Below are 12,330 nucleotides of genomic sequence, written 5' to 3'. Positions count from 1 at the left end.
AAACATTATACACTGATTGGCTGCTGGTCCATTCAACCCGGTGATTGTTCATGTCGTTACCCCCGCATCTCCGCTGGTTCCTGGGCCTGCTGCTGCTCAACAGCGTGTTGCTGTCACCGCGATGGCTGTTGTACGGCGATCCCGCACAGCGCTGGATTGCCCTGGAGGCCTTCCTGCTGGCGGGAGTGCTGGCATTGCTGCCCTCTGCCGGGCGGGTTGCCGGGCTGCGTTGGCTGCTGGCGGCGCTGATCATGGGGTTTCTGCTGGTCGGCCTGGGAGAGGTGGCCACCCATCTGGCGTTCGGGCGCTCCCTGAACCTCTATCTCGACCTTCCCCTGCTGCTTTCCGTCTTTCATCTGCTGGAGGGCAATCTGGGCGTCATGCTGGCCATCCTGGTCGCCCTAGGTGCGACGGCTCTGCTGGCCTTCATGGTCTGGCTGCTGGCAAAGCTGTTCGGGAGCCTGCAGGGCAGGGCGCGCCGTGCTCCGTCCGTCACCGTCGCCCTGGTGATGCTGGTAGCCAGCGGCGTGTTGATCGCGGCCGAGCTCCAGAAGGCCCGGCTGCTGCCGGTGGCGCGTACGCCCTTGCTGGACACCCTGCTGTTCCAGGGGCAACAGCTGGTCGAGACGCGCCGCGCCCACCGTGACTTTGCCGAGCGTATGGCAGCCGCTCCTGTCGAGGTCACTCCCTTGCCGGGGCTTGCCGGCCGCGATGTGGTGCTGGTCTTCGTGGAGTCCTATGGCATATCGGCGCTGTTCGATGACCGCTACGCCGAGGTGCTGGGCCCGCGCCTCGATGACATGGCCGAGCGGTTCGATGCCGCCGGCCTGTCGGTGGCGTCCGGTCTGCTCGACTCGCCGATCCGGGGCGGTCAGTCCTGGCTGGCTCATGCCTCGACCCTGAGCGGCCTGCGGATCGACAATTCGCTCTGGTACCGGTTGCTGCTGGACAGCGAGCGCACCACGCTGGTGGATGACTTCCGCGCCACCGGTCACCGCACCCTCACCGTGATGCCGGCCATCACCATGGCCTGGCCGGAGGGTCGCGCCTACGGGTTCGACGAGATCCATGCCGCTGCGGACCTGGAGTATGCCGGTCCGCCCCTGAACTGGGTCACCATGCCGGACCAATACACCCTGCATCATTTCGAGACCCGGATCCGGCAAAGGGCAGCATCGAGTCGGGCAGCCGAGACGCCGCTTTTCGCCCAGATCGCGCTGATCAGCAGTCACGCCCCCTGGACGCCGATTCTGCCGGTGCTCGACGACTGGAATGCGATAGCTGACGGCAGTGTCTTTGCGCGCTGGGAAAACGCCGGCGCGACACCCGAGCAACTCTGGCAGGACCTGGAACGCGTGCGCGATCACTATGCCAGGTCACTGGACTATGCGCTGGGCGCCAGCATCCGCTGGGCCGAGGACTTCGTGGACGACCAGACCCTGGTGATTCTGCTGGGCGATCATCAGCCGGCGCCCCTGATCACCGGCAATAACGCCAGCGGTGCGGTTCCGGTCCATGTGATCAGCGGCGACGCCAGCCTGCTCGAGCCGTTCCTGGCGCGGGGATTCGTCTCCGGCCCCCGTCCGCCCCGGCCCGACGGCTATCCTGATGGCGAGGTGGCCGGTCAGGAGGCGCTGCGCGGCTGGCTTCACGAGGCGTTCGGCGCAGACGATGCAACGGGCGCTTCCCTTTCGAACCCCTGAATGTCGGGCCGGATGGCCCGGGAGGCAAGATGTCACGAGAGACTACGATGATGGCGCGGTTTGCATCGACAGCCACGGCCATCCTGCTGTCCAGCCTGTTTGGCCTGATGGGTATCTCTACCGCCGAGGCCTGGGAGCTGGATCGGGACGCAAGCCGTATCGAACTGATCGCCACCGCCGACGGCCGCGAGGCGGTGACCCGGGTCGAGGAGTTCGCGATCGCGCTCGAGGGTGACCTGGACCAGCCGGGGGATGGGCGCCTGGTGCTGACCCTCGAATCCGCGAGCATCACCGGAGGCAACGATATCGTCGATGGCATGCTGCAGGGCCACAACTGGTTCGACGTCGAGAATTACCCCGAAATCGTCTTTCGCAGTACCGACATCCAGGCGCCGGCCGAAGGCGAGCTGCGAATCGAGGGCGAGCTCGAGCTGCGGGGCGACACCTACCCGCTGATGGTGCCGGCGAGCTGGACGCAGGAGGGCGAGCGGGTCAACGTCAGCGGCAGGCTGACCCTGGACCGTACCGATTACGACATGGGACGCGGTGCCTGGCGCACAGAGGGCACCGTGCTGCATGAGGTCCACGTCGACTTCAACATCGAGCTGCTGGCGCCATCGCGTTCCTGATTCTCAAGGCGGTTCTTCTTCTTCACCCCTATGATCCTGCCCGCTGGAAGTCTCTTCAGGAGGAGGTGGCGGGTAGGGCAGCCACCACTGAGATTTCTACCAACAGCTCCGGGCTGGCCATCCGAGCCTCCACACAGGCACGTGCGGGAGCCTTGCCTTCAGGTACCCAGGCATCCCACACACGGTTCATCGCCTCGAAAAGCGTCATGTCCTTCAGGTAGAGGGTGGCGGAGAGCAAGTGGTGGCGATCGCTTCCCGCGGCTTCAAGCAGAGCATCAACCTTGGCCAGCATGGTTTCGGTCTGGTCCGTGATGTCGGCTTTCCTGTCTTCCGCGACTTGACCGCAGAGGTAGATGGTGTCGTTGTGGATGACGGCTCGGCTCATTCGAGCCCCGACCTCATGGCGTTCAATACGCATTGAAAATCTCCGATGATGGATGTTGGGTCAGTCAGCGATATCCGCGAGTTCGCCCAGCGTGAGCGGTTTGATCGGTGGGCGGATGTGGTAATACCCGACAGCAGTGACGGGCTGGTTGTTATGGTCGGCCAGCACTTGAGACACAGTCAGACCGCAAAGGCGTCCCTGACACGGGCCCATGCCGGCCCTGCAGAAGGCCTTCGCCTGGTTGGGTCCCCGGCAGCCCGCATCGGCGATGTGGCGAAGCTCTCCCGCCGTGACCTCCTCGCATCGGCACACGATGGTGTCGTCGTCGGGGACCAGGAAGGACCGGGCAGGCTGGTACAGTACATCCAGGAAGGGGCGGATGGCCTGTTGCAGGCGCAGGCGCCGGCGAATCGCTGCGGACCTCGTATCGCGTCCTGCGTCTTCACGTCGGTCGAGCTGGCTGGCGATCTGCAACACTGACAGTCGCCCGGCTTCCTCCGCTGCCTGGGCGCCGGCAATGCCGCTGGAGTCTCCTGCCACGAAGATACCTGCTCTGGAGGTTTCGCCCCAGTCATCGACACGGGGTGCCCAGCACTGCTGGTGCTCATGCCAGCAATGTTCGATCTCCAGCGCTCGGGTGAGCTGCACATTGGGCACGACGCCCTGGTGGACCAGAAGGGTGCGACAGTCTAGCGCGTGATCGATCCCTTTCCGGCGATAGCGCACCTTGTCGAGCTGGCCATCGGGGCTCGATTCGGCGCACAACGCCTCCACACCGGTGATGTGCGGAACCCCCGACCGCTTGAGGGCCCGAAGCAGGCCCAGGCCCTTGAATAGCAGCCTGGCGTTGCGCAGAGCACCGATGCTGTGACGTGCCGCACGACGATAGTTGTCCCGAGGCGTGGTATCCAGCACGGCTTCGATGGGCACGCCTGCATGAGTCAGCTGGCTGGCGACCAGCAGCAGAAGCGGGCCGCTACCGGCCAGCACCAGCGGTGCCGGCGGCACAAGGGCGCTCGTCTTGAGCAGCACCTGGGCGGCGCCGCAGGTCATGACGCCGGGCAGTGTCCAGCCCGGGAAGGGCACGGGCCTTTCCTGGGCGCCGGTCGCCACCAGCAGTCTGCGAGCATGGACCTGCCGGCTGCGACCGCGATGTGAGACATTGAGCGTCAGGTCGTCATCGACACCCCACACCGTGGTGCCGGGCAGGTAGTCGATGCGTGCGGCCTGCATGGCATCGAGGAGCAGGCGACCCTGGTAGTAGTCGTCGCCCAGCACGCCCTCGTCGGCTAACGGCGTTCGTCCGATGGCTCGATAGATCTGCCCACCTGCCTCTTCCTGGTCATCAAGAAGCGCAGTGTTCAGTCCCAGTCTTCCCGCTTCAGCGGCGGCGGCCATACCGGCGGGACCTGCGCCGATAATGGCGAGGTCATAAGTGTGCCTGGTCTTGTCCTGGTCGCTCATGTCGTTGCCTCCCTTGGAGGCTCATGGATATCGCGGGCGCCAACCTGGCGGTGAATCTGCATCCTGTCCTGGACCTTCACCATGCAGCCCTGCTGGTTGGCCACACCGTCGATGACAAGGAGGCATTCGAAGCACGCGCCCATCAGGCAGTAGGGTGCTCGCTTGCTTCCGCTGGCCGGCGTAGTACGGGACGGCATCAGGCCGGATGCCAGCACGGCTGCGGCTGCTGTATCGTGGCTGTCGACCTCGATGGCATGCCCCTCCACGAAGACCGTCACCGGGTCAAATGACCGGGTGGGCAAGCGTTCAAAGCATGAAGCGTTCGGCATGAAAAACCTCCATTGAAGGGTCGTGTCGATCGCCGCTAATCCAGTCGGCCAGCGGTCCTTCATGGAAAGCCGCCAGGGTCACCCCGCTATGGCAGGTGACCAGGTATGCACCGGGACACTGGGTCGATGCCTGGTAGATCGGGTAGCCATCCGGTGTCATGACACGCAATGCCCCCCAGGCGCGGACCAGCTTCACATCGCGCAGCAAGGGGAAAAGCCTGACAGCCCGTTGGGCGATCTTGGCCATGACCTCGGTGGTAGTCCCACTGTCGAACCCTACGTCCTCTTTGGAGTCGCCGACTTGGACGGTGCCCTCGCCGGTCTGACGCACATGCCCGGTGGGATATTCCAGGAAGGGGCGAACTCTTTCCCCTATGAGCACCTGCCCCCGGTTAGGGGACAACGGCGCCGTCAGGCCAACCTGTGGGGCCAGTTCACGGTTGCCGAGGCCGGCGGAAAGCACGACCTTTCCGCAGGTCCAATCGCCATTCGGTGCGTGCAATCGGAATCCCTCTGACAGGGGCTCGATGCTCTTGACCCTGCCGGCATTCTCGATGGTCCCGCCGAGCGCCTTGAAGCGTTCCGTCAAGGCACGCAGCAACAATAGTGGATTCACGTGACCATCCTCGGGACACCAGGTGGCACCGGCCACTGTGTCTCCTACTTCGGGAATCTTCTCCCTCACCTGTTTCAGGTCGAGCGACTCATAGGGGTAATCGCCTCCTGCCGCCTCACGCATACCAGCCAGCATGCGGTCACGGGCCTTGAGTTCCTGCGCGGTCAGGCAGAGGTACAGGCCGCCACGTTGTTGCAGTTGCACATCGATGCCCGTGGCGTCCTGAAGCTGGGCAGCGAAGCCAGGCCACAGCCGTGCAGAGAGTCGCGAGAGGTCGGCATATTCCGGAAGGGTATCGCCTTTCCCCTGTACCCAAACCAGGCCAAAATTGCCCCTGGAGGCACGCAACGCCACATCGCCTTCATCGAGCACGGCGACACGAAGCCCATTGCGTTGAAGCCCGAGTGCCACCGCCAGTCCGACCAGGCCACCGCCTATGAGGCAGACGTCCGCGGTATGCGCCCCTTGCGTTGCGGATTGCGTCATGGTGAGTCCTTGCGTTGTTCCGGTGGGAGCAATAGGCCCGGCCGTGTGGCCGGACCATGAAGCGGATCAGCGAAGGACGCGGTCCAGCACATCGTTGGCCCAGTCGGCGCCGATATCGTCGAGAATGACGGGCCATACTGTCTCGCGGACGATTGTCGCGTGCTCGGCGATCTGTTCATCGGAGACCGAAATGATGGTGGCACCCGACTCCTCGAGAAGCCCCTCATTGCGCGCCTGATCGGCCTCGGCACTCTCCCAGCGGCTTTCCTCGAAGCGTTTTGCGGCTTCCGACAAGGCCGTCTGCTGCGCGTCAGTCAAGCTCTCGTACCTGGGTTGATTGATGAGCAGGTACCACATCTCGAAGTGGGTGTTGAGCGGCAGATAATATTCCGTCACATCGCGGAAGGAGGCATAGTATCCTTCTGCACCCGACCCCATGATGCCATCAACAACCCCGGTCTGAATGGCAGTAAAGGCATCCGAGAACGGCAGAGGTGAGCCGATATAACCGATATTGTCCGCCATCAACTGGAAAGATTTCATCGGAGGAACCCGCAGTCGGGCACCCTTATCCACCGTGGGGTCTGCAGGATTCTCTACGTCAGTATTCAATGCGACGCCGCCGAAGTATACCGGCCAGGCTCCCAGTACATGGATATCCTGTTCCGCATAGAGATCCTCGACCGTCTCACGCATTGGTGCACCATCTGTGAATGTTTTTTCTGCGTGTTCCCAGGTCTGAACGAGGTAGGGGAGGTAGGCTAGCTGGAAGCGACGGTCGACCTCGGATGAGGGCGGCTGGACAGCCATATCCACCGAGCCGATGCTGAGTCCTTCCTGAACCGTGGTGTAGTCTCCAAGGGCACTTGCAGGGAAGAGGCGAACATTCACGGCCCCATCGGTCGCACTTTTCACCTCTTCGGCAAAGGCGCGAGCGTCCTTGTCGATTGCAGTGCCCTCGGGGCGGACATGCGACAGTTGCAGTGTGGCAGCTTCGGCCATGGTGGTGATGGAAGCCGACATGGCAACAGCAGCAGTCAGGATTTTCATTGGTGGCATTTTCATTGTTTTCTCCATTCTTGCATTGCGGGTGTATTGATCGCAGGAATTGCGATCGATCAGTAGCCGAACATTCCGGGCAAGAACTCGGAAAGGTCGGGCCAGGCTGAAACGAGTATCACGACCGGGACGTAGCCGAAGAAAATCAGGGTCATGGCAGGTTTGACCACCTCGGTGAACTTGACCTTGCCGATTCGCGCACCGAGGTAGAGGATGCTGGCGTATGGCGGTGTCACACCACCCATGGCGGTATTGACGCCCATGATGGCGGCGAACTGTACCGGGCTGACACCTAGAGCTTCCATCAAGGGAAGCAGCAAGGGACCGGTGAGGATGATGGCGGTGATATCGTTGACCACCATGCCGATACCGAACAGCATCAGGTTGATCATCAGCAGCAGGAGGAACTTGTTATCGGTGATCTGGAAGATCATCTCGACCAGGGCCTGAGGAATGCCTTCGCGCACGAAGAGCTGGCTCAGGATCAGGCTGAACAGGATCATGATCAGGATCGCACCTACGGAGGTGGCGGACTCCTTGCCCGATTCGAGCAGGGTCTTCCAGGTTAATCCCCGGTAGATCATGAAGCCGACGGGCAGGGCGTAGATGACGGCAACCGCTGCTGCTTCAGTTGGCGTCATGATGCCACCGTAAATCCCTCCGAGGATGATCACGGGCATCAGCAGGGCAGGTAGTGCATGAACGGTGCGACGCCCGGCATCGCGGATTCGCTGGTCCAGGTCCATCGGTTCGTCGAGGATCAGATCGAACTTGCGCGACATGACCATGTTGACGATGCAGAAATTGATCATGATCAGCAGTCCCGGTCCCAGAGTGGCCAGAAAACTTGCCAGGATAGAGGTGTCGGTTACCCAGCCATAGACGATCATCGTGACGCTGGGAGGGATCAACAGGCCGAGGATCGAGGAGTTCGCAATCAGTGCTGTGGAGTAGGCACGGGGATACCCCTTGCGTTCCATCTCGGGAATGAGGATGGGGCCGATGGCGGCAATTCCGGTCAGACCACTGCCGGAAATGGCGCCAATGATGGCGCAGCTGATCGATGCCATCACGCCGAGACCACCACGGATACGTCCTACGAACACATTGACGAACTTGAGGAGGCTCGAGGCGATGCCACTGACACTCATCAACGTGCCTGCAAAGACGAAGAGAGGAATCGCCAGCAGGATCGGGTTGGTGAGTTGGCTGAAGCCCCACATCATCATGCCACGCATGGTGGATTCACCGATCATGGTCATGACCATGAGCGCCGCACCGAAACAGTAGGGAAGGGGGACGCCGAGCGTCAGCATCAGGACCAATACGGCAAATGCCAGAAGCGCTATCTCAATCATTGTTCCTGTCCTTCTTGTTATCGGTCAGCACCTTGAATTCCTGAACTTCTGCGGTTTCGGGATAATCGGGATCGCCACTCGGGTGATCTGGGGCCTGACGCATGCCGAACAGGTAGGCGAGGTTGCGCAGCAAGTGCCACAGGGTAAAGATGATCATCAGGGACATGCCGACCATCAGGGCGGACTCGTAGATGATGGTGGGTATGTAGAGCGTGGGAGTGCTCTTGCCGATACGTGAGGCGTAGCTGAAGTAGTCCCAGGCCCACGTAGCTAGCCAGATCGAGACCACCACACTGATGGTGTCGGCGAGTGCCTGCAGATAGGCTCTTGCCCGATCTGTCTTCAAGAAGATGTCCAGCACATTGGCTCTGATCTGGGTGTCCTCACGCGAGGCGTTGACACTTCCCAGCATGTAGAGCCACAGGGTGGGGATCAGCGTGGCCTCTTCGAGGCCCATGACAGGCATCTCGAGGAGGTAGCGGGTTATGACCTGGATGAATTGGCTGCCCGCCACCAGGACGATCAGCAAGGTCAGGGTATAGCGAAAGAAACGTTCCATAAGGCCTTCTCGCGTGTTGTGTTTGTCTGCCAGGGCCGTTGTGTACTTCATCGACATCTTGGAAGTCGCCATGTATAACATCAAATCGTTTATATGCATCTGTTGATAACATAGTGTTTTCAAGTTGCCGGGAGACCACGCATGGCTAAGTTGACTTATCGACAGATCGAAGCCTTCCGGGCCGTCATGATCAGTGGCACCACCAGCGGGGCGGCGGAGATCCTCTATGTCTCGCAGCCAGCCATCAGTCGCTTGCTGGCGGACTTCGAGGAGACGATCGGCGTCAAGATGTTCGAGCGACAACGGCGCCGATTGAGCCCCACCCCAGAGGCGCGCTTTTTCTATGAAGAAGTGGAGCGGGCCTTCGTCTCGCTGGAGAAGCTCTCTCGCGCGGCGGAGGAGCTCAGGGAATTTCACCTGGGAACACTGCGTATCGCTTCCATGCCGGCCGTATCGGTAGAGTTCCTCCCGGCCTTGACCGATCAGTTCTGTCAAGCACATCCCGGTGTGTCAGTCACCCTTCAGGTACGCAGCACGCAGCAGGTGGCCGACCTGGTGGCCAGTCAGCACTTCGATCTGGGGGTGATTTCGGGAATTGAGCTCAACGATCCGGCTATCGAGGCCAGGAGCCTCGCTGACAGCCGCCTGGTCTGCGTGCTGCCGCCTGGACATCGGCTGGCTGATCGCGACGTCATCCAGCCGCGAGATCTGGAGGGAGAGATATTCGTGTCACTGGGCTCGGAGCAGAGTATCCGCCATAAGATTGACAGCGTCTTCGAGCGTGAGGGTGTGAGCCGCCAGTTGATGATCGAGACTCAGCTACACTACGCCGCCTGCGCTTTCGTGCTCGCTGGCAGTGGTGTCTCCTTGGTCGATCCCATCACGGCCTGGCACTATCGGCGACTCGGGCTTGTCGTGGCGCGTTTCGAACCGAGAGTGCCTTACCGGTACAGCATGATCTTTCCCAAGCAGCGGGGGCAGTCGGGTCTGACCAGGTCGTTCCTGGAACTGCTGGACAATTCGTTGGTGGAACTCGAGCAAGCGTCGGCCGGCCTGTTCGAGAGGCAGGTGTCGCCAGGATAGCCAGGAGTGTCAGAGGGCAGTGATGGGCAGTGGCTGCGGGGATTTCAATAGATCCGGAAACGCTTGAAGTCGGGGTGCCCTTCGGCCTCCTCCGGGGTCTTGCGGTAGCGCTTGTACTCCCACTGGTACTGGGCTGGGTCCAGCGCAATGGCGGATTCCACGCTGGCATTGACGCCGCTGGCCGAGGTGGTCTCGTCGGGGTCGTAGACCCGTGCGTCGGCGGCCAGGAAATGGATGGCGTAGCCCCTGCCGGGCAGGCGTAGCGCTACGCCGGTGACGACCCTTGCCTGGGTGCGGGCCACTAGCTTGGGCAGCAGGGTGGCGGTGTAGGCGAGCCGGCCAAAGAAGGGCGCGAAGACGCCACTGCCCCAGTCGGGTTCCTGGTCGGGCAGGATGCCCACGGCCTCGGAGCGCTTGAGCGCCTTGAGCAGGGCGGCCACGCCACGCGGATTGGTGGGCACCAGGTTGCCTCCCCGGCGCTCGCGACCCTGGCGGATGATCGGATCGAGCGGGGCGAGCTTGGGAGGCTCGTACATGGCGGTAAAGGGGAAGTGGCCGGAGAGCCAGAAGTTGAGCACTTCCCAGTTGCCGAAGTGGGGGGCCAGCACGATGACGCCACGCCTCTCGGCCCGGGCGTCGTCGAGGAGCTCGCGACCGTGGACCTCGAGGATCGAGGACTCGACGCGCTCCGGATCGCCCATCCAGGCGAAGCCCAGCTCGAGCATGGTGGCGGCGGAGTGGGTCAGGCTCTGCCGGACTAGCTGGCTGCACTCGGACGGGCTGCGGGAAGGGTAGACCTCGACCAGGTTGGCCCGGGTGATATGGCGTTCCCGGCGGCTCAGCCGCTCCACCAGCGGGCCGATCAGGCGGGCCAGCCGCCACAGGGTTGAGAGGCGGCGGCCGGCGAGGCTGCGCCACAGGAGAGCGATGGCACGGGCCTGAAAGGCGTTCGAGCGGGGCTCACTTTTGGCCATGAATCAGACCCACCAGGTATCCACGTTCTCCGGTGCGCGGTGCTCGTTCAGTGTCTTGAGCCCCTTCACGCAGCGAATCACCAGCCAGACCACTGCGGCCAGCCAGGTGATAAAGCCGATGAGCACCAGGGTCAGCAGGCCGGAAATGCCGAAGTAGAGCAGGGCGATCCAGAACGTGCGGATCTGGTAGCGATAGTGCTCGTCGAGCCATGCCGGCCCGTTGCCACGGTAGACATAGGCGATCACCACGCCGACCAGGGACGTGAGGCCGCCGGTGACCATCCCCGCGAGGTGCAGCACGTAGACCACGATGGGGATGGTCGTGTCGGGGGTGGTGCCCCGTTCGGTGATGGCTCGGTCGTCGTCTTGCGGCAGCTGGTCGTTCATGGCGTCTCCCTGAAGATCGATTGACTGGCGGCAATCATACCGGTCGAGGCCGACAATGCCACCGGGGGCTCAATGGGGTTGGGTTTTCACGGGACGGCTGATTTCCAGCAGATTGCCGTCCGGGTCGCGCAGATAGAGCGAGGTGATCTCGCCGGTGGCCCCCTGCCGGGTCACCGGGCCGAGCTCTACCTCGACGTCCAGCGCCTCCAGGTGGCGCTGGACCTCATCGAGCGGCAGCAGGCTTCGCAGACAGAGGTCTAGGCTGCCGGGCGTGGGCGTGGCGGCCCGGGGTGTCACGTCGGTGGCGGTCCAGTGCAGGCGCAGGGCGATATCGCCCAGCATCAGATCGACGCGCTCCCGGTCGCGGTAGCGCACTTCCAGTCCCAGCACCCGTGAGTAGAAGTCCACGGCTCGGGAAATGTCGGTCACGGTGATGACCAGGTGGTCCAGACCTGACAGCATTCGGGGCTCCTTGCGGGGTTCTGGAGATAGCAGGGCAATCCTGGGGGAAATTGTTCAGGCACAGAGGATACGATGATGCTGACCTGTCCGCTATGCGCGTCCAGCGACACCGAGCACTTTCACCGTGACGTCCGACGCGACTACCACCGCTGCCGGCACTGCTCGCTGGTGTTCGTGCCTCCCGCCCAGCGGCTCGGGCCGGCGGAAGAGCGGGCGGTCTACGACCAGCACGAAAACTCCCCGGACGATCCCGGCTATCGCCGCTTTCTGTCACGGCTCTTCGACCCCTTGCGCGAGCGACTTCGGCCCGGTGCACGAGGGCTCGACTTCGGATCCGGCCCCGGGCCGACCCTGTCGGTGATGTTCGAGGAGGCGGGCCATCCCATGGCGATCTATGATCCATTCTACGCACTCGACACGCGTGTGCTGGAGCGCAGCTATGATTTCATCACCGCCACCGAAGTAGTCGAGCACCTCTTCGCTCCCGGCCGGGAGTTGGCACGGCTGGTCGACAGGCTTCCGTCCGGTGGCTGGCTGGGGCTGATGACCAAGCGCGTCACCGATCCGTCGGCCTTCGCGCGTTGGCACTACCTCCTCGACCCCACCCACGTGGTCTTCTTCAGCGAGGCGACCTTTGTGTGGCTGGCCGACCACCTGGACATGCGGGTCGAGTTCCCCGCGGCGGACGTGGCACTGCTGCAGCGACGATAAAACGATTGACTCGCCTTCGGCCGGGCGTATGATTCGCGCGCCCGGAGTCGCTCCCCGGCCCGCCATGCAGGCGTTCTCCGGTACATTTTGGCATCACTTTTCTTGTTTCCATCTGCCGTTGTGAG

14 protein-coding genes are annotated in these 12,330 nt (G+C 62.7%); 4 read left to right on the top strand and 10 right to left on the bottom strand.

What is annotated here, in order from left to right; all coding sequences use genetic code 11:
• Positions 1-50 precede the first annotated feature (50 nt).
• Together HALO32_RS14785 and HALO32_RS14780 are read left to right on the top strand one after the other, a co-directional pair.
• On the top strand, positions 51-1,703 hold the full coding sequence (locus tag HALO32_RS14785) for an alkaline phosphatase family protein (RefSeq protein ID WP_151444670.1): 1,653 nt from the start codon (positions 51-53) through the stop codon (positions 1,701-1,703).
• A gap of 29 nt (positions 1,704-1,732) precedes the next feature.
• Positions 1,733-2,332, top strand: a complete 600-nt coding sequence (locus HALO32_RS14780; protein ID WP_151444669.1) for a YceI family protein — start codon at positions 1,733-1,735, stop codon at positions 2,330-2,332.
• Positions 2,333-2,387: 55 nt separating this feature from the next.
• Here the strand turns inward: HALO32_RS14780 and HALO32_RS14775 are convergent, their stop codons facing one another.
• From HALO32_RS14775 to HALO32_RS14745, 7 genes are all read right to left on the bottom strand, one after another.
• Positions 2,388-2,750: a RidA family protein gene (locus tag HALO32_RS14775; protein WP_151444668.1), complete on the bottom strand. Its 363-nt coding sequence runs from the start codon at positions 2,748-2,750 to the stop codon at positions 2,388-2,390.
• 27 nt (positions 2,751-2,777) lie between these two features.
• Entirely contained in the window at positions 2,778-4,181 is a 1,404-nt protein-coding gene (locus HALO32_RS14770; protein ID WP_151444667.1) for an FAD/NAD(P)-dependent oxidoreductase, read from the bottom strand.
• Positions 4,178-4,510, bottom strand: coding sequence for a (2Fe-2S)-binding protein (locus tag HALO32_RS14765; protein WP_151444666.1), 333 nt, complete (start codon positions 4,508-4,510; stop codon positions 4,178-4,180). The genes HALO32_RS14770 and HALO32_RS14765 overlap by 4 nt, the downstream gene beginning before the upstream one ends.
• Complete coding sequence (locus tag HALO32_RS14760; protein WP_151444665.1) at positions 4,488-5,612, bottom strand: NAD(P)/FAD-dependent oxidoreductase; 1,125 nt, start codon at positions 5,610-5,612, stop codon at positions 4,488-4,490. The genes HALO32_RS14765 and HALO32_RS14760 overlap by 23 nt, the downstream gene beginning before the upstream one ends.
• Before the next feature lie 66 nt (positions 5,613-5,678).
• Positions 5,679-6,677, bottom strand: coding sequence for a TRAP transporter substrate-binding protein DctP (gene dctP / locus HALO32_RS14755; protein WP_225810064.1), 999 nt, complete (start codon positions 6,675-6,677; stop codon positions 5,679-5,681).
• A gap of 53 nt (positions 6,678-6,730) precedes the next feature.
• Positions 6,731-8,029 (bottom strand): TRAP transporter large permease, encoded by a 1,299-nt coding sequence (locus tag HALO32_RS14750; RefSeq protein WP_151444664.1) that lies wholly within the window; start codon positions 8,027-8,029, stop codon positions 6,731-6,733.
• Positions 8,022-8,660, bottom strand: a complete 639-nt coding sequence (locus HALO32_RS14745) for a TRAP transporter small permease (protein ID WP_225810062.1) — start codon at positions 8,658-8,660, stop codon at positions 8,022-8,024. Before HALO32_RS14745 ends, HALO32_RS14750 begins: the two co-directional genes overlap by 8 nt.
• A gap of 69 nt (positions 8,661-8,729) precedes the next feature.
• On the opposite strand from HALO32_RS14745, the gene HALO32_RS14740 reads away from it, so the two are divergent.
• On the top strand, positions 8,730-9,671 hold the full coding sequence (locus HALO32_RS14740; protein ID WP_151444663.1) for a LysR substrate-binding domain-containing protein: 942 nt from the start codon (positions 8,730-8,732) through the stop codon (positions 9,669-9,671).
• Between the two features lie 44 nt (positions 9,672-9,715).
• Here HALO32_RS14740 and HALO32_RS14735 read toward each other — a convergent pair whose 3' ends face one another.
• The 3 genes from HALO32_RS14735 to HALO32_RS14725 all read right to left on the bottom strand — a co-directional run bounded on the left by HALO32_RS14735 (position 9,716) and on the right by HALO32_RS14725 (position 11,494).
• On the bottom strand, positions 9,716-10,645 hold the full coding sequence (locus HALO32_RS14735) for a lysophospholipid acyltransferase family protein (RefSeq protein ID WP_151444662.1): 930 nt from the start codon (positions 10,643-10,645) through the stop codon (positions 9,716-9,718).
• Positions 10,646-10,648: 3 nt separating this feature from the next.
• Positions 10,649-11,032: a DUF4870 family protein gene (locus HALO32_RS14730; protein ID WP_151444661.1), complete on the bottom strand. Its 384-nt coding sequence runs from the start codon at positions 11,030-11,032 to the stop codon at positions 10,649-10,651.
• 69 nt (positions 11,033-11,101) lie between these two features.
• A complete protein-coding gene (locus HALO32_RS14725) occupies positions 11,102-11,494 on the bottom strand; it encodes a VOC family protein (protein ID WP_151444660.1) in 393 nt (130 codons plus the stop codon).
• 72 nt (positions 11,495-11,566) lie between these two features.
• Between HALO32_RS14725 and HALO32_RS14720 the strand changes: the two genes are divergently transcribed.
• The gene (locus HALO32_RS14720) at positions 11,567-12,205 is read left to right on the top strand and encodes a class I SAM-dependent methyltransferase (protein ID WP_151444659.1); all 639 of its coding nucleotides are present in this window, start codon (positions 11,567-11,569) and stop codon (positions 12,203-12,205) included.
• Positions 12,206-12,330: the final 125 nt, after the last annotated feature.

The organism is Halomonas lysinitropha (assembly GCF_902500215.1).
Taxonomy (GTDB): Bacteria; Pseudomonadota; Gammaproteobacteria; order Pseudomonadales; family Halomonadaceae; genus Halomonas; species Halomonas lysinitropha.
This window is presented reverse-complemented; position numbering and strand designations above follow the sequence as displayed.